Here is a 22984-nt window from a genome sequence, read left to right on the forward strand (position 1 = left end):
CGCGCGTCAGATGTGGTAGTCGTACCACCTGAGGTAACCACCGGCATCCACCCGCATCTGCATACCTGTCACGTAGCGTGATTCGTCCGATGCGAGGAATACCACCATCTCGCTGATGTCCTCGGGCTCCACATAAGGCACCGGCATCACCTGCTGCACCGGGAAGGCCACCTCGGCATCCTCGCGCGTGGGATTCTCCAGATCCGGACGGAACGCGCGATACATGGGCTCGCTGTGCAGCATCGGCGTATTGCAGTTGGTTGGGTGAATGACATTGGCACGAATCTTGCGTGGGCCGAACTGTGCCGCGAACTCGTGCATGTATTGGGACAGCAGGCGTTTGGACAGCGGGTACGCGATACCACCCGGATCGCTGCCGGGGACGTCCAGTTTCTTGGTGTCCATCAAGCCCGCGGTGGAGCCGGTCGCGATAACCGACGCGCCCTCCCCCAGATGCGGCAGTGCCGCCTGAACGGCGTTGATGGTGCCCATCAAATTGGTGGCGATCACGTCGCACCACGCCTGATCCTGCGGTTCGCCCCTCATCCCGGCGATACCCGCCTGGGCGACCACAATATCGAGCTTGCCGAATTCGGCGACACCGCGCTGGACCGCTCGACGCATCTGTTCCGGGTCCCGCACATCGGCTTGGATCGTCAGGATGCGCCCGCCGACCTTCTGCACCAGCCGGGCGGTTTCGTCTAAATCTTCCGGTCGCGCCAAGGCGTATCGTATCGTCTCGATATCGCGACACAGATCGACCGCGACGATATCGGCGCCCTCCTCGGCCAGTCGCACCGCGTGACTTCGCCCTTGGCCGCGGGCCGCACCCGTGACGAATGCGACCTTGCCTGCAACACGCCCCATCTCGATTTCCCTTCGCATAGTTTCGATTTCGATGCCCCCATCTGACTCGTCAGCTTACGGAACGAATATTCGGTTCACAAGTGAACCGAAAGAACCGCGACCGCAATCAAATACCGAGATAGGCATCGACGAGTTCGACAAGTCCCGCCGTCACGGCGGGGTCATCGCTGAGCGGACCGGCAATCGCCGCCAGTGCCGCATCTCGCGGGTGCAGTCCCTCGGCGATGAGTCGGCCGGCCGTGACCAGCACCCGGGTCGAGGCGACCTCACGGAGCCCGACACCGTCGGCGCGGCGGACGGCGTGACCTATCTGCACCAGTCGCGCGGCCGTCTGCGGATCGACACCCGCTTCGGCGGCGACGACCTTCTCCTCCACCTCGATCGGCGGGAAGCCGAGCTCGATGGCGACCATGCGCTGGCGCGTCGAATCCTTCAGATCCTTCAACACACTCTGGTATCCGGGGTTGTAGGACACCACGAGACAGAAACCTTCGGCGGCGTCGAGCGTAACGCCCAGCCGATCGATGGGTAGCTGTCTGCGATGGTCGGCCAGCGGATGGAGCACGACCGTTGTGTCCTGTCGGGCTTCGACGATCTCGTCGAGGTAGCAGATCGCGCCCTCGCGCACCGCGCGCGTCAAAGGTCCGTCCACCCAACGTGTTTCGCCACCGTGCAGCAGGTAGCGGCCGACCAGATCGGCGGTGGTCAAGTCGTCGTGGCAGGCGACGGTGATCAGCGGCCGCCCGACGACGTGTGCCATCGCCTCGACGAATCTCGTTTTCCCACAACCGGTCGGCCCCTTCAGCATGACCGATAAACCCTGCCGGAACGCCGCCCTGAAGACCTGTTCCTCGGTGCCGACCGGCACATAGTAGGGACGTAGCGAAACTGTCATGGGGGTCTCCTCGAGATTGTCTGCTGCCGAAGGTCTGCCGCACGAATTGCGTCGCGGAGTAATGGACCGATAACCGGCACCAGATCGTCCGGCCGGGACACGGTCGCATGTGCGGCGGTTCCGAAGACCCGGCGAAGTGCGGCGAGTTCCGCACCGGCACCGATACTCAGGCACAGACAACCTGTGCCGTGCGTGCGGGCCTCGGCCAAGGCACGCCGCGCGTCCGCCTCCGCATACGGGCCTTCGTAACCGTGGTCGTAGGCGAACCCATCGGAGAGCACGACCAATATGCGACGAGTCGTCCCACCGGAGGCCTCCAATAGTGCGGTGCCGTGCCGGATTACCGCACCCAGGCGCGTATACGCCCCCGGCACGAGCGCGCCTAGACGGCGCAGCGCGGGCAGGTCGAGACGATCGTCGAAACTCTTCACCCGCACCAAACGGACAGCGGAGCGCCCCTGGGAATAGAAGCCGTAGAGTGCGACTCGATTGCCCAGACCGTCGAGCGCGGTGGTGAGCGACGCGGCCGCGGCTCGCTGGAGTTCGTGCACCGATGCTCCGCCGGTGCTCGGCATGGCCGTCGAGCCCGAGACATCGAGCAGGACCAGAACCGCGAGATCGTGTCTGCGCCGGACACTTTCGATATAGACCGCGCCGTCGGGCGTCGCACCGGTCAGGGCATCGACCCGCTCCTCCACGGCCGCGTCCACATCCAGATCGTCACCTTGCGGCCGTCGATGACGGCGCTCCAGGCTCAGGCCCAGGCGGGCCAGCGGTCGATACAGTCCGGGACCGGTGACGAGGACCGGTGTGCCGAGATCGCGCGGATCCAGCTCGGTCACGGTACACCAGTCGGGCCGGTAGCGTCTGCGGCCGAGATCCCATTCCGGGTACGTGATACCGCGATGTCGGATCGCCGGAACCGCAGCACGCAGCGCGGCGGTACCGATCACCGGTCCGGTGCCGCGCAGACGCGCCGCGGCGACCCGCATGACTCGCGGCCGGTCCCCACCGGTGGCGCCGCCCTGCGAGGTGCGGCCGAATCCGATCATGCGCTCGAACAGCCTCGATAGTGCCCCTCGACCACCGACCAGGTCGATGCTCAACGATGGGGCTGCCGAATCGTCTTCGGTTTCGGATTCGGGCTTCCGGCGAGCGGTTTCGTCGTCGACCGGACGTTGCCCGAGAGCCGCCGCGACGACCGGAGGGATTTCCGAGGCAACCGTCAGGCGTTCGGGATGGACAGCACCGAAGCTCCGAGGCGGATCAGGGAGCGGGTCGGCTCCACGCGCGACGGCCAACGATGCCTCAGCCGAACCGGCGCGCCCAGCCAGTTCAGCGTCGACGAACGACTGCACCGACCATGGCAGCGCGAGCCTGTTGGCAGCCAAGGCCCGATGGCCCTCGATCGCCAGGTATCGCCGGGCGAGCGCGGGCCGACGGGCCAGTGGCCGAACGACTTCGGGCGCGAGGCTACCGGCGGCGAGCAACGATGCCTGCACCGCGACAGCAGTGATCTGCTCCCGGAGCGGGGCAGCCGGATCGAGGTGGACGCGGCTGCCGTCGGTCCAGGCGAGCTCGCCGGCCTGAGCCGAGGCCACCTCTAGCGGCCGACCGGCGATACCTGAAGCCAGCAATCCGAATCGGTCCGGGTGCCGCCCGGGATCAGGGCCGACCGCGATCATCCGATTCCCACGGCTCGTTTCGCCGCCGACTCGAATTCGGCAGGCCGAGCTCGCCGCCGACCTCAGCCATTGTTCGCTCCGCAGCGGCCGCCATCCGCGGGCGGGGTCACGGCGGGGCGGCCGGATTGCGCGCTCTCCCAGCCCGCCCAGATCCCGGCGGAGTACGGCCCGGGCTGTCCGGCCTTCTCGTAGAAGCCTTGCGGGTCATACACTTTCGCCTCCGGAAACGGCCATGGACAGGCCACCGATGTAGCGACTCGCGTATCGCGAATGAGCATGAACCCAGCGCCGTAGCAGAGGTAGGCGACGTTCACGATCACGAACATCACCATGAACGCACCCAGCACGGGCCTGCCGCGGAACAGTCGCACACGCAGCGCCATTTTCTCGGCGACGGTACGACCGGTGTCGTCCCGATAGAGCAGCACGCCCGCCGGGATCATCACGACCGTGACGAGCGCCGACTCCCAGATCAGCGGAAACTGGTAAGGCTCACCGGTGAATACCGAACCGAACGGAATGACCTGCGAGTAGATGTACAGCTGAGTCCGGACCAGAAAGCATTCCAGCAGCGCGTCGAAGACGAACCCTATGGCGAGAATCAAGGCGGCCAGGCAGATCAGCGGATGCCGCCAGATGAACGAGCCGGGCGCCCGGCGGGCCTGAATTCGTCGCAGCAGCCAGATGGCCGGAAAGAACGGGCCGAGATAGAAAGTCGCGTAACCGATCACGATGAACGGCTCGACCGTCGGCGACAGCGATACCAGCGGCCAATGCACCGGCCAGTGCCACAGCTGCGGGTTGTAGACGGCGTACGGCGCCCAATTCATGATCGGGTCCTGCCACACGATCGCCGTTGTCACCAGCACCATCAACAGCACCGGGTGGCGCGGATGCCGCCGCCACATGACCACCACCACCGTGATCAGCGCGACCATCATGACGACGGTCCCGATCTGGTGCAGCGTGATCCAGTGGTCCCAGCCGAACAGCGGCCGCACCGGGCGGGGCGCACCGCTCACTTCGGGGTTCGCGATGCGCGGATCGTCTGCACCGCGCCGGGCGTTGGCGGCGATCAACCCGATCACGACGACGATCAACGCCACCACCGCGATCGGCAGCCACCTTCGTGCGGCCTGCCCTCCTGTGACCGGATCCGTTGTGCCGAGCGATGTTTCGCTCGTATCCGATTTCGACGATGTCATGGTTTCAGTCCTCACCGAATCGCGCAACGAGATGCGAATTCTGTCCGTCCGGATCCAATTTGCGGGCAACGAGATAACCGGCGCCCATCCAGCCCCGCCGAGTCCACTTCCCGAAGGAAAGCCGGGTCCCGGGTGCACCCGCGGCGGCGGGCAGCATCTTCACCCGCTCCATGGCCTCCTTCACCCCACGCGGCGACAGCGGATGAGCGTCGGCGAACGCGTGCAGCAGCACGGTCGCGATATCCCGGTTCATCACCGGCACGCAATACTGCGGACGGCGTCCGTAGGCAGTCTCGAATTCGTCCAGGAACCGCTGTCCGACCGCATTTCCCTCGTCGTACTGATCCACACCCGTCCAGCCGAGGAATGCCCTCCACAGCAGCGGATTGATCCAGGCATTCTGGAATGCGGTGCCCATGAAGCGGGGCGGGTCCCAGTCGAGCGCGTGCAGCGCGGGCGTGACCATGGCGACGCCGAATCCGAAGCCGCAGTGCACAATTGCGCTTGCCTTGGCTTCCTGCAGGGTGCGCACCGCGGGGCTGATGTCCTGGGCAGTCTGCGGGATCTGCGCCTCGGCCACGATCCGGATGCCCTGCTCCCGGCACGCGCGGCGAAAGTTCTTGATGTAGCTCTCGCCGACCAGTGACTGTTCGACGAGTGCGCCGACGTCGGTGTGTCCGCCCTTGGCCAGCAGATGCGCCCAGAACACCGGTTCATCGGTCATCGAGCCCTGTGGCAAGGCGAATGTCCACTCGCCGAGCCAGTCGTCGGACCCGGACACATTGATCGCCGGAACGTGGAATCGCCGTTCGATCTCCTCGCGGGTGGGGACCGCATTGTCGGTGATGTGCGGTCCGAAGACCGCCAGGCAGCCCTCGTCGACGAGTTCGCCGTAGGCGTCGATCACCGCCTTAACCGAGCCCTTCGGCAACCCCTCCACCTCGCGGAACACGATCTCGACGGGGCGGTCGATGATGCCCTGCCTGCGGCCCTGTTCGAAGACCAGATCGAATGGGCGGGTCAGATCCGCTCGCATCTCGGGCGGATAGCCCTCCGGGAGTCGGAAGTCGAACAGATAACCGAGTTTGATCGGCTCGGCAGTGCTTTCGTAGGCCACGTCACTCTCCGTCCGCACGGCCATTCTCAGGCCGAACCTAAAATTCGTTCAGAATGTAACGTAGCGGTTCCGGCGCCGTCAACGGATCGATCAGGCCTGCTTGATGCCAATTCCCAAGCGCTACACCTGACCTGGCTGAACGGCCGCGATCGTCCGCAGAGACCGTTGACGGGACCATTCGACTCATTTACGCTGACCCGGAACGAATATTCGGTCAGATGCGAGGAGAAGCCGTGGACACCCCTGTTCGGACCACGACCGACAATGCGAATGCCGACCAGGATCGCCGCGCCGGCGACGACAGCGACTTCGAAGTGTTCGACGATGCCGTCGCGGGCGATGTCCGTGACCCGTACCCGGAGCTGGCCCGCGCCAGGCAAACCAATCCGGTGCAGCGGCTGGACACATCGAACATGCCGCACGCCGACAATCAGGCGGTGTTCTTCGTCTACGGCTACGACGACATACTCGAGGTGCTGCGCGACGGGGCGAAGTTCTCTTCCGGGCACATCATCGACATGCTGCTCGGCGACATCATGGGCAAGCACATCATGCTCGGAATGGACGATCCCGAACATCGTCGCTACCGCGGGCTGGTATCGACCGCGTTCCGGCAGAAAGCGTTGGCGCGCTGGGAAACCGAACTCGTCGGCCCCGTCGCCGACGAACTCATCGATGGCTTCGCCGACCGCGGACGAGCCGAGCTGGTCAAGGAATTCACCTTCCCGTTCCCGACGAAGGTGATCGCGGGCATGCTCGGGCTGCCGCGTGAGGATTACAAGCAGTTCCAGCGCTGGTCGATCGCCATTCTCAGCTTCCACACCCAGCGCGAGCTGGCCGTCGCGGCCTCACAGGAGGTCAAGGAATACCTCGCCATAATTCTCGACGAGCGGCGCCGGTCTCCGCGGGAGGATTTGATCAGCGATCTGGCCCGCGCTGAGCTGGACGGCGAGCGCCTGACCGACGAAGAGATCTTCTCGTTCCTGCGACTGCTGTTGCCCGCCGGTGTCGAGACGACCTACCGCTCTACCGGGAACATGCTGATGGCACTGCTGTCGCGCCCGGCCGAACTCGAAGCGATCCGCACCAATCGCGCGCTCGTGCCACGGGCGATCGAGGAGGTGCTGCGGTATGAGACCCCATTGCTGAACATCACTCGATTGGCCACCCAGGACACCGTGCTGTCAGGTGTTCCCATCCCGGCAGGGTCGACGGTCATGCTCATGCTCGCCGCGGCCAATCGGGACGAGAACCGCTGGCCGGACCCGGACCGCCTCGATATCGTCCGCGCCTCGCGGCCGCATATGTCGTTCGGTCAGGGCGCACATCTGTGCCTCGGAATTCACTTGGCGCGCACGGAAATGCGCGTGGCGCTCAATCGGTTGCTCGATCGCCTGCCCGATCTGCGCCTCGATCCGGACGGCGACGACCCTCATATTCGCGGTCAGGTGTTCCGCTCCCCCACCACGCTGCCCGTCCTGTTCGGGTAGGTCCGCGTGGACTTCTCCCTGCCCGCGCACGTCGAGGAATTCCGAGATGAACTGCGCACCTGGTTGGCCGAGCATTTGACCGATGACATCGTGGCGGCGAGCAAACACATCGGCGACGATCCCGCCGCGTTCGAGATCGTGCGCGATTGGAATCGCACCATGGCCGACGCCGGATGGGGCGCCGTGTCCTGGCCGGAAGAGTACGGCGGTCGTGGGGCGGGCCCGCTGGAGCAGTTGGTCTATGTGGAAGAAACGGTGCGTGCTCGTGCTCCGCTGCCCGTCAATATCATCGGCCTGAACAATATCGGCCCGGCAATCATGCACTACGGGACGCCGGAGCAGAAACGAACGCTGCTCCCGCGCATGGTCCGCGCGGACGATATCTGGTGCCAGGGCATGTCCGAACCCGACTCCGGCTCGGACCTCGCATCGCTGCGCACCCGCGCGCTGCGCGTGGGCGAAGAGTACGTGGTCACCGGTCAGAAGATCTGGACCTCGCTGGCCCAGCGCGCACACTGGTGCCAGCTGTTCGTCCGCACCGATCCGGCCGCCCCCAAACACCAAGGCATTTCGTGCCTCATCGTGAATATGAGACGGCCCGGAATCAAGGTGCGGCCGCTGACCACGCTGACCGGCGAGGCCGAATTCGCCGAGATATTCCTCGATGAGGTACGGGTGCCGCGCACCGCCCTACTCGGTCCGGTGCACCAGGGCTGGCAGGTGGCCACCACCACGCTCGGCCACGAGCGGGCCAATGCCGCCCGGCTGTATTCGGAACTGCAGGTCCGCCTCGACGATCTCGTCGTCGACCTCGACGAGACCGGCGGCGATGGCGACGCCCCCCTGGACGATCCGAACACCCTGCATCGACTCGGGGAGGTGGCAGTACGGATCGCATTTCTCGAAGACCTTTGCCGCCGAGCGGTTTCGGCGGCGATGGCAGGCAGCGACGCGATCGGTTCGGCCAGCCTCGCCAAGACCGTATGGGGCGAGCTGGGCCAAGATCTGGCCACGCTCGGTTTCGATGTGCTCGGTCCGCATGCCGCCGGCGGCAAGTGGGCGAAAATGCGGTTGGCCGCACGCGCCCTGACGATCGCGGGCGGCACCACACAGATCAACAAGAACATCACCGCAACTCGCGCCCTGGGGCTGCCGCACCGATGAACCTCGAATTCACCGAAGAGCAAGTGGCATTACGCGACCTGGTTCGTCGCTTCCTTTCCGAAAAGGCGTCGATCAGCGAACATGTGCGCACGATGCTCGACCATCCCACCGGCACCACGCAGCCGCTGTGGCAGGGCCTGGCCGACCTCGACGTGACCGGCCTGCTCGTCCCGCACGATTACGGCGGCGCAGGCGCCACCATGGTGGAAGCCGGAATCGTGCTCGAAGAAATGGGTCGCGCACTGGATCCGGGGCCGTGGCAATCCACCGCGGTCGCCGCGACCCGAACCCTGGCCCGGCTCAACGCGACCGAGCACGCCGCCGATGTGCTGACAGGCATCGCCGACGGATCGGTGACGGCCACGGTCTGCCTGCCGCACGCACAAGACGTCGTTGCGACCGCGCTCGTTACCGACTCGTTGGTGACCGGCACATTCACCGCAGTACCCGATGCGGCGGCCGCGAACGTGCTGCTGATACCCGTCCCGACGGCAACGCGCATATCGTTGTTCGCCGTCGAAATACCTTCGGCCGGAGTGGAAATCACGCCCCAACCCACCGTGGACCGGACCCGCAAGCAATTTCGGGTGACTCTGGTGAACACGCCCGCTCGACACCTCGGCACCGCGTCGACGACGGGCCTCGCGGCGGTGATCGACGACGTTCTCATCGCATCGGCCGCCGACGCTCTCGGTGCGGCACAACGCATTCTGGAACTGAGCATCGACCATGCGAGGACCCGTCAGCAATTCGGCCGCCCGATCGGCGCATTCCAGGCGGTTCAGCACCTGTGCGTCGACATGTTCGAAACCGTGGAATTGGCTCGCGGCGGCGTGCTGCGCGCACTGTGGGCCGCCGATTTCGCCTCGGACGAGTACCGGCACCTGGCGGCAATCCGGACCAAGGCCTTCGCCGGCCGACTCGCGACCGTCGGCGAAGCCTCGATCCAGATCTTCGGCGGCATCGGCTTCACCTGGGAACACGATGCCCATCTCTACCTGGAGCGGCTGCTGAGCTGGAGCGCGTTCCTCGGTGGACCAGACCGGTACCTGCAGGAGATCGGGTCACACGTCGCCCGGGGCCGTCAACGGACAGCTACACCGCGCAGCACGGTATCGCGTGCGTGAATGAGCGCGGCGCGCTTACCTATCCGACGGACGATTCCCTCGGGCATCCAGGTCAATTCCAGGACGCATCGCGCGGTCAGTTCGGCCGCCGGGTTGGCGAGGCGGATCTCCCCCTGCTCGGCACCGGTGCCGAGCAGGGTCCGCAACTGCCGAAGCACCGCCGGAAACGACATTCCGGGATTGCTCACCTCGGGCGGCGATTGACGTAGCCAGGTCAATTGGATCTTGAACTCGTCATTGAACCGGTCCACGACATTGATGTGCAGCCAGGCCAGGGCGTCGAGCTTCTGGACGGCGGTCGAATCGGAGCTGAGCGCGGCCTCCCAGCCCGCGACGGTCTTCCTCGAAAACGAGCTCATGATCGACGCGAGCAGTTCCTCTTTGGAGCCGACCGCCCGATAGACGGTCCCGATGCTCATGCCCGCGGCCGCGGCGATATCTCGGATCGTGGTGACCTCATAGCCGCGGCGGCCGAATTCCGTCCGCGCGACCTGGCGGATCAAGGCAACCTTGCTATCCGCGTCGGCCTCGTCCGTCTCGTTCCACAGTCGGATGACTCGATCGACCGCGACCAAAGCATCCGACTTATCCAATTCACCGTTTTCCGGCGACGCCGTGGCCACGCCGTGCAGCAGGATCTCGCAGAACAGGTCGGCCACCCGATCGACCGCCGTGTAGCGGTGGAACAAATACAGGCCCACGTGCAGAAACGTCTGGCACATTCGATCGGCGAGCGTCACCAGATCGATACCCGGACGAATGAATCCAATCGACCGCCCGGCGCGCAGCGTCTCCAGCACGGCGAATTCGATCGCCGTCGCACCACGGCTGGTCAACCGCACCAGCTCGAGTCCGGCGCCCGCCGACGGCTCATAGAAGGTGAACTGCAGGGCGGCACTGTTTCGGGCGGCGCATTGCGCGATCGCCTTACCCAGTTCGACGATATTGTCCGGGGTGAATCGGGAACCTTTCAGGCCCGCTAGAGCCGTCTCCGCCACGCGATCGATTTCGGCGTGATAGCGCTGAACCAACTCGACGACGATGGCTTCTTTCGAACCGAAATGGTGATAGAGACTCTGCGGTTTGATACCGCACGCATCCGCTATTTCCTGCAGCGAGGTGCGCAAGCCGGAGGAGGCGAACAGGCGAGAGGCCGTCTCGAGAATTTCATCCTTTCGGCGGCCATCCGTCGACAACGCACCGACGCTCGTTTTATCCCCGTGCCCGACTCTCACTTGCCCGAGCCTACCGGACGATGATTCCGGCTCCTACCCCTGATCGGCTATGTCATCGGATGCCGTAATGGCAAGTGTCGGACAGGAAGCCACCGCCGCTCGGATGTCCGGCCAGGCCTTGTTGTCGGGTGCCGGATCGATAACTCTGGACAGGTCGTCGTCACCGACTTCGAACACGGTCGGCGCGATGGCCGCGCACAGCGCGTGCCCTTCGCATTTCTGCGGATCGACAGATATTTTCATACATATCTCCAAGCGTTTGTGCTCAGACGTACAAGCCGCCATTGACGCCGATGAGTTGCCCGGTGATGAAACCGGCCTGATCGGAGCACAGGAATTCACATGCGGCGGCCACATCCTCGGCGGTTCCGGCGCGACGCACCGGCGTCACCGCGGCAATGGCATCCAAACCGGGGAACCAACCCGCCTTCGTCGCATGGTGTGCCATGGGTGTATCGATAATGGACGGCGGAATGGAGTTCACCGTAATGCCTTTCGGCGCCAACTCGGCGGACAACGCTTTCGTCAAGGCGATCACGCCACCCTTGGACGCAATATAATGAGCCATATTGGCGGCACCGGATTGTGCGCTGGACGACGATATCGTGACAATCCGGCCCCACCCCGCTGCGATCATATCCGGGACGACGGATTGAATGCATGCGAAGGTGCCGGTGAGGTTTACCGCGATAATTCTTTCCCACTGTTTTCTCGTGATGTCGGTGACCGGGGTGTGCTCCTGAACACCCGCGCTGGTGACGATTATCTGCACCGGACCGAATTCGCTGCGGACGCTCGCGATCGCCTCGGCGACCGAAATTTCATCGGCCACGTCCACCGCGTAGGTCAATACCTCGATACCGACAAACCGCAATTCCGCGGCGACCTCGCCGAGCGCCTCGACATCGCGGTCGAACAAAGCCATGCGGTGCGGGCCCCGGGCCAATTGCCGGGCTATTGCCGCCCCGATCCCGGACCCGGCTCCGGTCACAATGGCAACTCGTTTCGCTGCGTCCTGTGTCATCACTCCTCCTCACCGATGCGAAATGCGATCAACCGACCGGGGTGAATTCCACATGCAATGCGCTGAGCCCGCGCAAGATGTACGTCGGCTCGTATGTGTAGCGCCGGGCGTCGGCCGGGCCGTGCTCGGATTCGGAAATCCTGATATCGCGCCAGCGCTGCAGGATCCGCTCGAAGCTGATGCGCGTCTCCATGCGGGCGAGCGGGCCGCCGGGGCAGGTGTGGATGCCGCGTGCGAATGCGATGTGCTCGCGCGCGTTCGCACGGTCGTAACGGAACTCGTGCGGATCCTCGAACCGGCTCGGTTCCCGGTTGGCAGCACCAGGAGCCACCATAACCATGGTCCCGGCCGGAAGGTCGACGCCGCCGAGTTTCGTTGTCGTGCGGGCCAATCGGAAATCGCATTTGACCGGGGCCTCCATGCGCAGGCACTCCTCGACGAAACCCGGAATGACCGAACTGTCCTCCCGCAGTATCTGCTGCAGCTCCGGCCGTTCGGCAAGTATGCGCAGACCGGATGTCATCAGCTTGGCGGTGGTTTCCTGACCGGCGGCGAACAGGAAGGCGGCCAAATGGACGAGTTCGTCGACGGCAGGCAGTGAACCGTCCGGGAATTTCGCAGAGGCCAAAGCGGTCAGCACGTCACCACTCGGGTTGCGGCGGCGCTCCTCGATGTAGGACGTGAACCGGTCGGCGAGAAATTCGAGCGGATTGCCGACCATCGCGTCGCTTTGCACGGCTCCCGGCGGTGTCTGCGACGCGAGTGCCTGCCGAAAGTCCGGATAGTCGCGTTCAGGCACACCGAGCAGATTCGCGATCACCAGCATGGCGAGCGGCTGTGCGTATTCGCGCAGGAATTCGAGCTCGGAGCGGGTGTCGAACTCATCGAGCAGCTGATCGGCCTGCCGCCACATGAATTCCTCGTTCTCCTTCAGCCGCCGCGGCGTGAACAGAGTTTTCAACAGGTCGCGTTGCGCGGTGTGCTCGGGCTGATCGAAGGTCACCATGTGCTCGTGCAGGGGGAATTTCTCCCGATGCTGTTCGATCAGCGGCCCGATATCGTCACCGGCCGGCTCGAATGGCAGCGGCGGGAAGGGACCCGTCGGCGCGACGCAACTCGAGAACACCTGATGGTTGCGGTACACCTCCACCGCCTCGTCATAGCCGGTCACCGCGACGACGCCGTGGTGTGGCTCGCGAAAGACCGGACATTGCGCACGTAACGCGTCGAAGTAGGGGTGCGGATCGACAACGGTCGACATGTCGGTGAAGAAATTGATTTCGTCGGACATGCTCACGGCAGGCTCCTAGCGAGAAAAAGCACCGCACGACCCACCGGCCAGCACGGGAGAACATCCCCGCCGGTCGACGCCATGCTAACCAAGTGCTCAGCATCAATTGCTGAGCACATGCTTAGCACGCGCGGCCGAGCCCGGTCAAGGCATGGAATCCGGCGCGCGGGCTGCCGTCGGCGATCAAGCGGGCGGGTTACTCGGGCTCGACAGGCAGCGGACCGAACCGGTCCAGCTGCCGTTCGACGAACTCCGTCATCGCCGCATGCGCGCTCGTCATCCCGAACCCGTTCTCCAGGACCATGGTTCGAGACACACTCGCCATCACGAACGCCACCACGGCGGCGGGCCACTCGGCGGAGTCGACACCGTAGCGCTCGAGCAGCTTCTCCATCGCCGCGATCTCAGCCTCCCGGAAGCGGCTCGAATAGTCGGCAAGCGCGGTGCGAACCACCTTTCGATGGTTGGCCAGCGCGACGAACTCCGTCGTCAGCGCACCACTGGCCGCCGCCTCCAGGTTGAACTGCCACAGCGCACGCAGCGGATCCGGCGCCTGCAGGGCGGCCGCCTGGCGCTTCAACCCCTCTTCGGCGCGGCGCTGGAAAACCGCGAGAAACAGGTCGTCCATCGTGCGGAAGTAGTAGTAGACGAGCTGATATTTCAGTCCAGCCTTGCGCGCGACACTGCGCGAACTCACTGCGGCATAGCCTTCTTCGAGCATCAACTGCTCGGCCGCATCCAACAGTACGGCGCGATTCTTCGCGTCGGGCGTACCGATCCTCCTCGGCGATGCCATCACAACAACCTCCATAACCCTCGTCATCGACTCGACGTCGACCTCGCCCGCAACTATTGACCGCGCCGGACCCAACATGCTAACCATATGCTCAGCATTATTTGCTGAGCACATGCTTAGCACGGGCCCGTCGGCGGTGGCCACCGTACGCGCGGCAAGCCCCGAATCGAGGTAGACGATGAGCGAAGCCGACGCAATGGAGCAGTTCGTCTTCGCCGCGGTCGCGGACGAGCGGCGGCGAATCGCGGATCTGCTCGACGAATTGGATGAAGCACAGTTGGCGACGCCGAGCCTCTGCGCGGGCTGGGATATCAAGACGGTGGCCGCACACCTGGTCAGTGTGCTCGCCGACAGTTTCTGGACGTTCCAATGGCGGACAGTGCGCCACCGGAGTCTGGCCGCTGGGATCGATGAGCTGGCACGGCGTCGCGCTCGGGAACCGGCCGCGGAGATCGCCGACACACTGCGTCGCTGTGCCGATCGCCCGATCAGTCCGCCACTGTTCGGGCCACTCGACCCGCTGGCCGACATCGTTGTGCACAGCGGCGACATCAGGATCCCGCTCGGCCTGCCCTTCGCTCCGGACCCGCGGCGGGCTGGTCTGGCGCTCGACTTCCTGACCGGACCCTGGCGGATCGGCTTCGTGCCATTGGGCCGACTGCGCGGTATTCGCCTGTGCGCCACCGATATCGATCGGACGTGGGGGCGCGGAGACGAGGTTCGTGGGTCGGCGGCCGCGTTGCTGATGAGCGTCGGCGGCCGCACCGCACTCCTGCACCAACTGGACGGCCCCGCCCTGCCACTGCTGCGCCGCCGGTTGTCCGGCTAGTTCGGCGGATCCGTGAGTATGTGCGGACAGCAGGGCGCAGTGCCGGACATGGATACGCCGAACGGCTCCACCAATTGAGCCGCAGCCAGGCACAGTCCATACAAGAAGGCAGGACCGGGTGTCGCCCGGCCTCCGCAGGCACTTTCCGGATCCGACGCGACGAAAAATACGCACTGAGGGCGAAAGTATCCGCTCAGACCGGCTTCCGGCAGACCTCCGACGCCGTGGGCGGGTCAGCCCCGCGACGTGCGCAGGTCATCGCCGCGACGGTGGTTGCGTGATCGAGGATATCGGTCAGCTCCGATTTCGCGATGTCCCGCAAGGCATTCCGCCGATCAGCACCGAGCAGATCGCGCCGGTACAGGCCGGCCAGCAACCCGGCCGAGAAGGCGTCACCGGCGCCCACGGTGTCGACTACCGGAACTTGTTTGCCCGACCGGTACATCGGCGTCGGGTCCGCGCCGGTCGCGGCGAGGCAGCCGTCGGGGCCGAGGGTCACGACGACCAGGGCGGGTCCGTGCGCGGCCCAGTCCACCAGGATGTCCTCCGGCGCAGTGTGCGGATACAGCCACGCGAGATCCTCGGCGCTGACCTTGATCACGTCGGCGAGCTGCAGCAGCACCTCGATACGCTCGCGGGCGGTGGTGCGAGCCATCAAGTGCGGCCGGAAGTTCGGATCGTAGGAGATCGTCGCCGTCCGCCGGGCCCGTTCCACCAGGCGTAGCAGCGCCGCCGCACCGGGCGGGAGCATCATTGCCAGCGAACCGGTGTGCAGCGCTACCACCGCATCGTCGACGGCGTGCGCCAATTCGGCGTCGGTCCACTGCCAGTCCGCGGTGGCGTCGATGCGGAAGTCGTAGTGCGCCATACCCATCGCATCAACGTCGACCACCGCCAGGGAGGTCGGTTCGGCCGCGGCAACGACATGGTCCAGGCTGATGTCGTTGTCCTGCAGGTATTTTCGAATCTGCCCCCCGAGCGGATCCGTGCCGAGGCGAGCCAGCATGCGCACCGGCGTGCGCAACCGCGCCAGACCCACCGCGACATTGGCCGGACTGCCGCCCGGCACCGCCTGGAATTGCCCCGGCACCCCCGTCGGCATCAGGTCGACGAGCGCCTCACCGGCGACCGCGACGATCCGCTCAGCTGCGGACACGGTGGGTATCCACCTCGGTGCCGGCCATCGCCCCGGTCATGATCGCGACCGCGTCGGACATGGAGAATTCGTGTGGTTCGATCACCGCCACCCGGCGGCCGAGTCGCTGAATGTGCACGCGGTCGGCGATCTCGAACACATTGGGCATATTGTGGCTGATCACGATCACGGCCAGGCCGCGGTCTCGGACCTCGTGAATCAGGTCCAGCACCATACCGGTCTCCTTGACCCCCAGCGCCGCGGTCGGCTCGTCCATGATCACGACATGCCGGGCAAACGCCGCACTGCGCGCGACCGCCACTCCTTGCCGCTGCCCACCGGACAGCGTTTCCACTGCCTGCTTCATGGACCGGATGCCGATCTTCAGATTCGCCATGTGCAGCTGGGATTCTCGAACCATGCGGTCCTTATCGATCATCCGGAACACCGATCCGAGAATGCCGCGGCGGCGGACTTCCCGGCCCAGGAACAGATTGTCGGCGATGTCGAGCGCGGGCGCGACCGCCAGATCCTGGTAGACAGTTTCGATGCCGGCACGTCGAGCGTCGACGGGCCGCCGGAAACGCACCCGCTTGCCGTCGAGGTAGATCTCGCCCTCGTCCGGGATCAGCGCACCCGACAGCGCCTTGATCAGGGTGGATTTCCCGGCGCCGTTGTCGCCTATCACCGCGAGAATCTCGTTCGGATACAGCTCGAAATCCGCCCCGTCGAGGGCGGTGACGTGGCCGTAGCGCTTCACCAATCCCTTCGCCTGCAACACCGGAGCCTGCTGTTCGCTCACTTCTGCCTCCCGCGGTTGAACTGGTCCACGGCCACCGCCGCGATCACCAGGATGCCGGTGATCAGGGTCTGATAGATCGACGGAACTCCCATGAGCTGCAGCCCGTTTCGGATGATGCCGACGATCAGTGCGCCCAGCAGTGTGCCGATGACGCTACCGCGCCCGCCGAACAGGCTGGTGCCGCCCAGCACGACCGCGGTGATCGAGTCGAGGTTGTCGGTCTGCCCCGCGTTCGGGTCGCCGACACCGGTGCGCGCCACCAGCAGCAGCGCCGCGAGGCCGTAGATCAGCCCCGCCGCGGTATATACACCCAGCAGCACTCGCCGCGTGTCGATTCCGCTCAGCCGTGCCGCCTCCGGATTGTTACCGACGGCGTAGACGTGCCGCCCGGCCGCGGTCTGGCGCAGCACATACCAGGCGAGCGCGAACAGCACCAGCATCGCCACGGAACCGTAGGTGATGTCGGTGTCGCCCAGCGGGAACGTCTTGTCGAAGTAGGTGAGCGTGCCGGGCAGACCGGAAATCGTCTGCTCTTCGGAGTAGATGTGCGTGAGGGCGAACGCGATGCCGTAGGTGCCGAGGGTCACGATGAACGGCGGCAGCTTCACCAGACTCACCAAAGAGCCGTTGAGCAAACCGAACCCGGCCGTGAGCGCGAGCCCGAGCACGATCGCCACCAGTGGCGGCAGCCCGGAGTCGACGGCCAATTTGGTGATGGCGATATTGCCCAGCGCCATCACCGCGCCGTTGGACAGGTCGATGCCCGCTGTGAGGATGATCAGTGTCTGGCCGATCGCCAGCGTGCCGACCACCATCACCTGCTGCACGATCAGCGAGAAGTTGCCGCCGGTGAGGAATCGATCGGACTGGGCGGCGAAGAAGACGACGGCGATGATGATCGCCGCGATCGGCCCGAAGTTGGGGATGGCGAGCAGGCGAGTGAGGGTCGACGGTTTCGGCTGCGGCGGTGCCTGCGAACTGGTGGCGGTGCTCATGTGAATCCTTGCTGCTCCTTGCGGTTACGACGGCGAGGCCCCGGCGCTCACCCCCAGCAGTTGTCCAGGCCGAACTGCACGTCCTTGGAGTCCACGCCCGCTTGCGGTTTCGCGGTGATCAGCGTGACTCCGGTATCGGTGTAGCCACTGACCTTCTTGCCGTTCTTGGCGTAATCGACGACCGCCTTCACGCCCTCGGCGGCCATCTTCAGCGGGTACTGCTGCGAGGTCGCCGCGATCTTGCCGTCCTTGACCGCCTGCACACCGCTGCAGCCGCCGTCCACCGACACGATCAGGGCACTGTTCTCCTTGCCCGCGGTCTTCAGCGCGGTGTACGCACCCAGCGCGGACGGCTCGTTGATGGTGTAGACGAGGTTGATGTCGGGATCCTTCTGCAGGCAGGTTTCCATGGCGGTCTGCGCCTTGGCCTGGTCGCCCTGGGCGGGTTGCGCACACACCACATTCGGCGCGGTGACGTCCTGGGTCATGTCCTGAGTGGCCTGGGCCGCGCCGTAGCCGGACAGGAAACCGTTGTGCCGCAACACACCGACGGTGACGCCGGGGTTGAGGTCGATCATTGCGATCTTCACCGGCTTGTCGCCCTCGGCGGCCTTTGCGTACTTGCCGATCAGCTGCCCCGCGGTGAAGTTGTTGGTTGCGAACAGGGCGTCGACGGCGCTCTGCGGGTCGGTCGGGGTGTCCAGCGCGATCACCTGCACCCCCTTGGCGCGCGCCTTCTCGACGGCGGGCACGATCGCCTTGGTGTCGCTGGCGGTGATGAGAATGCCCTTGGCGCCGGCGTTGACCATGTTCTCGATCGCCGTCACCTGGCTGGCGTTGTCCCCGTCGAATTTGCCGGCGGCAGTCAGCAGTTTGACGCCCGCGGCGTCGGCCTCCTTCTGGGCGCCCTCCTTCATCTTGACGAAGAAGGGGTTGGTGTCGGTCTTGGTGATCAGGCCGACCGTGATCTGCCCGGAACTGGAGCCCTTGCCACATGCGGTGGCAGAGAGGGTGAGGGCGCTGACGGCCAGACAGACGGCGGCGAGGCGGACGGCACGAGAGGACATCGATGTGCTCCTGCGATACTGGGATGACAACGTTGTCATGACGATAGAACGTGATCAAGCTCACGTCTAGAGGAATCTCCTAAGATGTTGGCCGAGAACAGCAGCGTTCCACGACACACAGAAGCAGGTGGCGATGTCAGCGTTGTCAGACCGGTTGCCGCGCCGGAGCGCCACCATGCGCGAGGTCGCCGCGCTGGCGGGGGTCAGTATCAAGACAGTGTCGCGGGTGGTGCGCGGCGAGGGCGGCGTTTCGCCGGAACTGGCCGCACGGGTGACCGATGCCGCCGCAATGCTCGACTATCGGCACAATCTCGCCGCCAGCACGCTACGCGGCCACGGCCAGAAGACGGCCGCGATCGGCCTCGTGCTGATGGATGTCGCCAACCCCTACGCATCGGCACTGCATCGCGCGGTCGAGGATTTCGCGCACGGCCGTGGCACTTTGGTGTTCGCGGTCAGCAGCGACGAGGATCCCGACCGGCAGCGGGAAGTCCTCGACGCCCTGCTGTCCCGGCGCGTGGACGGGCTGATCGTGATGCCGGTAGGCGCCGACCACGGCGCGCTGCTCCACGAGCAGAGGCGCGGCACACCCATCGTTTTCGTCGACCGCGCGCCGGCCACCGCTGAAATCGACAGTGTCACCGTCGACAACCACGACGGCGCACGTCGCGCGATCGAGCATCTGGCCGCCCACGGGCACCGGCGGATCGCGTATCTCGGTGACCTGCAGACGATCTGGACCGCCGCCGAACGCTACGCCGGCTACGTCGAGGGTCTGGCCTGCACGGGAATCCCGCTCGACCCCACCCTGATCTGCGCCGACCTGCACTCACCGGAAGTAGCTGAGGCCGCCGCGGACGCCCTGCTGTCTCGCCCCGATCGCCCTACCGCATTGTTCAGCGCGCAGAACCTGGTCACGGTCGGCGCGCTGCGCGCCATCCAAAAACGCGGCCTGCAAACCGAAATCGCGCTCGTCGGCTTCGACGACCTCCCCCTGGCCGAACTCCTCTCCCCCGCCCTGACCGCGGTCACCCAGGACCCATCGAGCATCGGCCGCACCGCCGCCGAAATCCTGTTCACCCGCCTCGACGGCGACATCTCCGCACCCCGGCACGAGGTGATCCCGACTCGTCTTCTCGTTCGCGGGTCCGGGGAAATAGCGGCGCCCGGAATTCGTGCCAACGGCTAGCCGGCATTCCGGCTCCGCGATACGCGTGTCCCGCTCAACGATCCAGCCGTCAACGCGGCTATCGCCGCGGCCTGGGCAACCACCGACTCGGCAAGTCGCCTATAGGTCGGCTACGGCATGAACACAGCCCTCACACGCCGATCCGCGCAATCAGATCCATAGCCCCCGCACCATGCCGAGCCAAACCATGCATGATCGCGAAAAACAGGCGACGCCGTAGTCCCTCCTAAGAGGGCGAATCCCCCTGGCGCTCATCATCTCTCGTGTCGTCGATCCCCTCCTCGCCCGGAATTCGGCCGCCGAACATGCGCCCCAGATCGCCCACAAACGCCCGCTGCGACTCCGGTCCGACCTCTCGAGACCCCATCCGGTAGCGGTTCCGGCCGGCTGCGTCGACGCAGGGGCCTATTCCGTGGTTCCTGTGTTCGGGCCTTGGAGGCGAACAAAGCCTTTGCGGCCGAATGGGCTTCCTCCGACGCGGGCGGCGCAACCGTCAACGCGGGTTGGAACTTCGGCGCGAACGGCACCGGACGCGCCGACCGAATCAGAGCGGTCACATGCGCGGGCATGATCCGCTCCGTCGACACCGCGTAGTGCGCTCCAATCGCCTCCAGTGCGGCATCACGCTGCCAACCAACCTGGTAGCGGCGTCGAGCCCGGTTATCCGGCTAGTCCGGCTCGGCCATCCGGGTTGGACTCGGTGCGGCAGCGGGCGGGGTCCGGCCCCGGCGCCGCCCGGGTGCCAATGCGCCGATGGCGAGTGCGGCGGCCAAGGTCAGGGCCCCGAGAATAGCCGCTGCTTGCCGGACGCCGTGGACGAACGCGGCCTTGGCCGCGTCGGCGAGCGGTTGCGCTTGCGGGCCCAGATGCTCGACCACGGCCAGTGCGCCGACCAGTGAGCCGGAGACCGGACCGCGTAGCTGTTGCGGGAGCATCGGCAGGATCGTCGCGATCTGGCGGCTGTAGCCCGCGGCGAGAATGCTTCCGGCCAAGGCTATTCCGATCGCGGCGCCGACCTCGCGCGATACGTCGTTCACGGCCGCCGCGATGCCGTGCTGGTCGGCAGGCACGCCCGCCATGATCGCGGTGGTGGCGGGCGCCGCTGACAGGCTGATGCCGAGGCTGACGATCAGCAGGGGCCAGACGACATCGAAATAGGTGCCATCGACCGACAAGCGGGCGACCGCAAGGAGCCCGACGCCCAACAGCGCGAGACCGCATAGGGTCTGCAGCCGCAATCCGAATCGCTCGGCGAGCCACGGCGAGATCGGCGAGATGGTCACGAACGGAATCATCATCGGCGCCATGGCCAAAGCCGAGATCAGTGGACGGTAGCCGAGGATCAATTGCAGGAACTGCACGACAAGCATGAACATGCCGAACGAAACCAGGAACTGAATCGCGACGGAGGCAGTCCCGGTGCCGAATCGACGATCGGCGAACAACCGGACGTCGAGCAGCGGATGCGCCACCCGCAGTTCGATCAGCGCGAATGCTACGAGCGACACGATGCCACCGATGGCGGCACCGATCACCAGCGGATGCGACCAGCCGAGCTGCGGCGTCTCGGTTGCCGCCGCCACGATCATGCCGACGCCGATTGCCGAGGTCGCCGTACCCCACGGGTCGAAACCGGGCCGCGCCGATGCGATCGATTCGGGGATGACGCATCCGGTGGCGGCAAGCAGCGCGCTGCATGCGCTCATCGCCGCCATGATCGAAAGCCAGGTCCAGAACTGCAACAGCAGACCGGAAACGAGGATCCCGCCCACTGCGCCCATACCAACGGAACCGGCCCACATCCCGACGGCGACGCCGCGCCTGCGCTCCGGCAATCCGGCGGTGAGCAGCGACAGCGTCGACGGCATCACCAGGGCGGCGCCGACACCGGCCGCCGAACGAGCCGCGATCAGCCATATCGGACCGTCCAACAGCAGCGGCACAGCGGAAAACAGTGCGAACACTCCGAGACCGATAAGCAGCATCCTGCGGCGTCCGTACCGGTCCCCCAATGCGCCGCCGGGCAGCACCAGACAGGCCAGCGCAAGGGTGTAGCCGTCCACGATCCAGGTCAGCTGCTGCTGGGTGGCGCCGGTGGCCGCGGCGATCTCGGGTAACGCGGTGTAGAGCGCGGCCATCGATGCAACGACCAGCGCCACCGCGGCACAGGACAGCATCAGCGCCCACCGTTGCATGACCGATAACCGTGTCGCGGTGGATTCCATGGCCTGCCTACTTGAGCATCATGCCGCCGTCGACCGGTAATGCCACCCCGGTGATATAACGGGCGTCGTCGGAAGCAAGGAACAGCACCGCGTTGCTGATATCTTCCGGCTCCACCCAGGCGATCGGCAGCACGTGGAACATCTGCGCGACCGGGATGAAGTCGTCGACGGTCGGATTCTCCAGATCCGGTCGGAACATGCGGAAGGTGGGCTCGTTCAGCAGCATCGGCGTCGCCACGTTCGTAGGGCAGATCGCGTTTACGCGAATGCTCTTGTCCCCCAACTCCATTGCCAGCGAGCGCATGATGCCGATGACACCGTGCTTGGCGGCGGCGTAGTGGCCGATATTCGGAACGGCGCGCAGGCCGCCGATCGAGCTGGTGAGCACGATCGACCCGCCGCGGCCGCCCGCGACGATATGCGGCACCGAGACCCGGGTGGTCATCCAGACACCGGTCATATTGACGTCGATCATGTCGCGCCAGGTCTGTTCGCTCATCTTGTCCATCGCATCGCCATCGCTGGCCAACCCGGCATTGGCCACCACGATGTCCAGGCGACCCAGTTGTGCGACACCGTCGTCGACCACAGCCTGCATGGTCTCCAGATCGCGCACATCGGCCTCGACGGCGATGATGCGCCTGCCGGTCGCCTCGACCAGCGCGACCGTTTCGGCCAGGTCGTCCGGTGTCGACATCGGAATGGTGACACCGTCGAGCTGCTTACAGACATCGACGACGATGATGTCGGCGCCCTCCTGCGCCAGTTTCACGGCGTGGCTGCGCCCTTGGCCGCGCGCGGCACCCGTGATGAAGGCGACCTTGCCCTCTACTCGTCCGGTCATCG

22 protein-coding genes are annotated in these 22984 nt (G+C 65.5%); 6 read left to right on the forward strand and 16 right to left on the reverse strand.

The genetic code is table 11. The annotated features are described in order from the left end of the window. Nucleotides 1–6: 6 nt before the first annotated feature. The 5 genes from OIE68_RS18780 to OIE68_RS18800 all read right to left on the reverse strand — a co-directional run bounded on the left by OIE68_RS18780 (nucleotide 7) and on the right by OIE68_RS18800 (nucleotide 5769). Nucleotides 7–867, reverse strand: coding sequence for a mycofactocin-coupled SDR family oxidoreductase (locus OIE68_RS18780; RefSeq protein WP_327100662.1), 861 nt, complete (start codon nucleotides 865–867; stop codon nucleotides 7–9). A gap of 106 nt (nucleotides 868–973) precedes the next feature. Next, on the reverse strand, nucleotides 974–1762 hold the full coding sequence (locus tag OIE68_RS18785) for a CbbQ/NirQ/NorQ/GpvN family protein (protein WP_327100663.1): 789 nt from the start codon (nucleotides 1760–1762) through the stop codon (nucleotides 974–976). After that, complete coding sequence (locus tag OIE68_RS18790; protein WP_327100664.1) at nucleotides 1759–3447, reverse strand: nitric oxide reductase activation protein; 1689 nt, start codon at nucleotides 3445–3447, stop codon at nucleotides 1759–1761. Before OIE68_RS18790 ends, OIE68_RS18785 begins: the two co-directional genes overlap by 4 nt. A gap of 62 nt (nucleotides 3448–3509) precedes the next feature. Next, on the reverse strand, nucleotides 3510–4652 hold the full coding sequence (locus OIE68_RS18795; RefSeq protein ID WP_327100665.1) for a spirocyclase AveC family protein: 1143 nt from the start codon (nucleotides 4650–4652) through the stop codon (nucleotides 3510–3512). Nucleotides 4653–4656: 4 nt separating this feature from the next. Beyond that, nucleotides 4657–5769, reverse strand: coding sequence for an ABC transporter substrate-binding protein (locus OIE68_RS18800; protein WP_327100666.1), 1113 nt, complete (start codon nucleotides 5767–5769; stop codon nucleotides 4657–4659). Between the two features lie 314 nt (nucleotides 5770–6083). Between OIE68_RS18800 and OIE68_RS18805 the strand changes: the two genes are divergently transcribed. Genes OIE68_RS18805 through OIE68_RS18815 form a run of 3 tightly spaced genes read left to right on the forward strand, consistent with a single transcriptional unit; the run spans nucleotide 6084 to nucleotide 9550 of the window. Further along, nucleotides 6084–7259: a cytochrome P450 gene (locus tag OIE68_RS18805; RefSeq protein WP_327101717.1), complete on the forward strand. Its 1176-nt coding sequence runs from the start codon at nucleotides 6084–6086 to the stop codon at nucleotides 7257–7259. A 6-nt stretch (nucleotides 7260–7265) separates the two neighbouring features. After that, nucleotides 7266–8423 carry an acyl-CoA dehydrogenase family protein gene (locus OIE68_RS18810; protein WP_327100667.1) on the forward strand — a complete coding sequence of 386 codons (1158 nt, stop codon included), beginning with the start codon at nucleotides 7266–7268 and terminating at the stop codon, nucleotides 8421–8423. Beyond that, nucleotides 8420–9550 carry an acyl-CoA dehydrogenase family protein gene (locus tag OIE68_RS18815; RefSeq protein ID WP_327100668.1) on the forward strand — a complete coding sequence of 377 codons (1131 nt, stop codon included), beginning with the start codon at nucleotides 8420–8422 and terminating at the stop codon, nucleotides 9548–9550. The genes OIE68_RS18810 and OIE68_RS18815 overlap by 4 nt, the downstream gene beginning before the upstream one ends. Here OIE68_RS18815 and OIE68_RS18820 read toward each other — a convergent pair. The 5 genes from OIE68_RS18820 to OIE68_RS18840 all read right to left on the reverse strand — a co-directional run bounded on the left by OIE68_RS18820 (nucleotide 9508) and on the right by OIE68_RS18840 (nucleotide 13896). After that, nucleotides 9508–10785: a TetR/AcrR family transcriptional regulator gene (locus OIE68_RS18820; protein WP_327100669.1), complete on the reverse strand. Its 1278-nt coding sequence runs from the start codon at nucleotides 10783–10785 to the stop codon at nucleotides 9508–9510. The two genes, OIE68_RS18815 and OIE68_RS18820, sit on opposite strands and share 43 nt — an antisense overlap. A gap of 33 nt (nucleotides 10786–10818) precedes the next feature. Further along, nucleotides 10819–11028, reverse strand: a complete 210-nt coding sequence (locus OIE68_RS18825; protein ID WP_327100670.1) for a ferredoxin — start codon at nucleotides 11026–11028, stop codon at nucleotides 10819–10821. 22 nt (nucleotides 11029–11050) lie between these two features. Then, complete coding sequence (locus tag OIE68_RS18830; protein WP_327100671.1) at nucleotides 11051–11809, reverse strand: SDR family NAD(P)-dependent oxidoreductase; 759 nt, start codon at nucleotides 11807–11809, stop codon at nucleotides 11051–11053. A 28-nt stretch (nucleotides 11810–11837) separates the two neighbouring features. Then, nucleotides 11838–13106: a cytochrome P450 gene (locus tag OIE68_RS18835; RefSeq protein ID WP_327100672.1), complete on the reverse strand. Its 1269-nt coding sequence runs from the start codon at nucleotides 13104–13106 to the stop codon at nucleotides 11838–11840. Nucleotides 13107–13296: 190 nt separating this feature from the next. After that, entirely contained in the window at nucleotides 13297–13896 is a 600-nt protein-coding gene (locus tag OIE68_RS18840; protein ID WP_329411707.1) for a helix-turn-helix domain-containing protein, read from the reverse strand. Nucleotides 13897–14074: 178 nt separating this feature from the next. Here OIE68_RS18840 and OIE68_RS18845 point away from each other — a divergent pair, with 178 nt between their 5' ends. Beyond that, complete coding sequence (locus OIE68_RS18845; protein WP_327100674.1) at nucleotides 14075–14725, forward strand: maleylpyruvate isomerase family mycothiol-dependent enzyme; 651 nt, start codon at nucleotides 14075–14077, stop codon at nucleotides 14723–14725. A 193-nt stretch (nucleotides 14726–14918) separates the two neighbouring features. Here OIE68_RS18845 and OIE68_RS18850 read toward each other — a convergent pair whose 3' ends face one another. Genes OIE68_RS18850 through OIE68_RS18865 form a run of 4 tightly spaced genes read right to left on the reverse strand, consistent with a single transcriptional unit; the run spans nucleotide 14919 to nucleotide 18724 of the window. Continuing rightward, a complete protein-coding gene (locus tag OIE68_RS18850; RefSeq protein ID WP_327100675.1) occupies nucleotides 14919–15881 on the reverse strand; it encodes a carbohydrate kinase in 963 nt (320 codons plus the stop codon). Then, nucleotides 15868–16662, reverse strand: coding sequence for an ATP-binding cassette domain-containing protein (locus OIE68_RS18855; protein ID WP_327100676.1), 795 nt, complete (start codon nucleotides 16660–16662; stop codon nucleotides 15868–15870). The genes OIE68_RS18850 and OIE68_RS18855 overlap by 14 nt, the downstream gene beginning before the upstream one ends. Beyond that, entirely contained in the window at nucleotides 16659–17657 is a 999-nt protein-coding gene (locus tag OIE68_RS18860) for an ABC transporter permease (RefSeq protein WP_327100677.1), read from the reverse strand. Before OIE68_RS18860 ends, OIE68_RS18855 begins: the two co-directional genes overlap by 4 nt. 47 nt (nucleotides 17658–17704) lie before the next feature. After that, a complete protein-coding gene (locus tag OIE68_RS18865; protein ID WP_327100678.1) occupies nucleotides 17705–18724 on the reverse strand; it encodes a sugar ABC transporter substrate-binding protein in 1020 nt (339 codons plus the stop codon). Between the two features lie 133 nt (nucleotides 18725–18857). On the opposite strand from OIE68_RS18865, the gene OIE68_RS18870 reads away from it, so the two are divergent. Both OIE68_RS18870 and OIE68_RS18875 read left to right on the forward strand, forming a co-directional pair. Further along, on the forward strand, nucleotides 18858–19913 hold the full coding sequence (locus OIE68_RS18870; RefSeq protein WP_327100679.1) for a LacI family DNA-binding transcriptional regulator: 1056 nt from the start codon (nucleotides 18858–18860) through the stop codon (nucleotides 19911–19913). 432 nt (nucleotides 19914–20345) lie between these two features. Continuing rightward, nucleotides 20346–20507 (forward strand): hypothetical protein, encoded by a 162-nt coding sequence (locus tag OIE68_RS18875; RefSeq protein WP_327100680.1) that lies wholly within the window; start codon nucleotides 20346–20348, stop codon nucleotides 20505–20507. 74 nt (nucleotides 20508–20581) lie between these two features. Here the strand turns inward: OIE68_RS18875 and OIE68_RS18880 are convergent, their stop codons facing one another. Both OIE68_RS18880 and OIE68_RS18885 read right to left on the reverse strand, forming a co-directional pair. Beyond that, nucleotides 20582–22138, reverse strand: coding sequence for an MFS transporter (locus OIE68_RS18880; RefSeq protein WP_327100681.1), 1557 nt, complete (start codon nucleotides 22136–22138; stop codon nucleotides 20582–20584). A gap of 7 nt (nucleotides 22139–22145) precedes the next feature. Then, nucleotides 22146–22982 carry a mycofactocin-coupled SDR family oxidoreductase gene (locus OIE68_RS18885; protein ID WP_327100682.1) on the reverse strand — a complete coding sequence of 279 codons (837 nt, stop codon included), beginning with the start codon at nucleotides 22980–22982 and terminating at the stop codon, nucleotides 22146–22148. Between the last annotated feature and the right edge of the window lie 2 nt (nucleotides 22983–22984).

The sequence above is a fragment of the Nocardia vinacea genome, from assembly GCF_035920345.1.
In the GTDB taxonomy this organism is placed as follows: Bacteria; Actinomycetota; Actinomycetes; order Mycobacteriales; family Mycobacteriaceae; genus Nocardia; species Nocardia vinacea_A.

What these genes read in the sequence shown, in the direction of transcription:
- OIE68_RS18870 (WP_327100679.1), top strand. Translation starts at nt 18,858, where the DNA reads ATGTCAGCGTTGTCAGACCGGTTGCCGCGCCGGAGCGCCACCATGCGC.
- OIE68_RS18845 (WP_327100674.1), top strand. Translation starts at nt 14,075, where the DNA reads ATGAGCGAAGCCGACGCAATGGAGCAGTTCGTCTTCGCCGCGGTCGCG.
- OIE68_RS18815 (WP_327100668.1), top strand. Translation starts at nt 8,420, where the DNA reads ATGAACCTCGAATTCACCGAAGAGCAAGTGGCATTACGCGACCTGGTT.
- OIE68_RS18780 (WP_327100662.1), bottom strand. Translation starts at nt 867, where the DNA reads ATGGGGCGTGTTGCAGGCAAGGTCGCATTCGTCACGGGTGCGGCCCGC.
- OIE68_RS18840 (WP_329411707.1), bottom strand. Translation starts at nt 13,896, where the DNA reads ATGGCATCGCCGAGGAGGATCGGTACGCCCGACGCGAAGAATCGCGCC.
- OIE68_RS18860 (WP_327100677.1), bottom strand. Translation starts at nt 17,657, where the DNA reads ATGAGCACCGCCACCAGTTCGCAGGCACCGCCGCAGCCGAAACCGTCG.
- OIE68_RS18830 (WP_327100671.1), bottom strand. Translation starts at nt 11,809, where the DNA reads ATGACACAGGACGCAGCGAAACGAGTTGCCATTGTGACCGGAGCCGGG.
- OIE68_RS18825 (WP_327100670.1), bottom strand. Translation starts at nt 11,028, where the DNA reads ATGAAAATATCTGTCGATCCGCAGAAATGCGAAGGGCACGCGCTGTGC.
- OIE68_RS18865 (WP_327100678.1), bottom strand. Translation starts at nt 18,724, where the DNA reads ATGTCCTCTCGTGCCGTCCGCCTCGCCGCCGTCTGTCTGGCCGTCAGC.
- OIE68_RS18790 (WP_327100664.1), bottom strand. Translation starts at nt 3,447, where the DNA reads ATGATCGCGGTCGGCCCTGATCCCGGGCGGCACCCGGACCGATTCGGA.
- OIE68_RS18785 (WP_327100663.1), bottom strand. Translation starts at nt 1,762, where the DNA reads ATGACAGTTTCGCTACGTCCCTACTATGTGCCGGTCGGCACCGAGGAA.
- OIE68_RS18885 (WP_327100682.1), bottom strand. Translation starts at nt 22,982, where the DNA reads ATGACCGGACGAGTAGAGGGCAAGGTCGCCTTCATCACGGGTGCCGCG.
- OIE68_RS18880 (WP_327100681.1), bottom strand. Translation starts at nt 22,138, where the DNA reads ATGGAATCCACCGCGACACGGTTATCGGTCATGCAACGGTGGGCGCTG.
- OIE68_RS18795 (WP_327100665.1), bottom strand. Translation starts at nt 4,652, where the DNA reads ATGACATCGTCGAAATCGGATACGAGCGAAACATCGCTCGGCACAACG.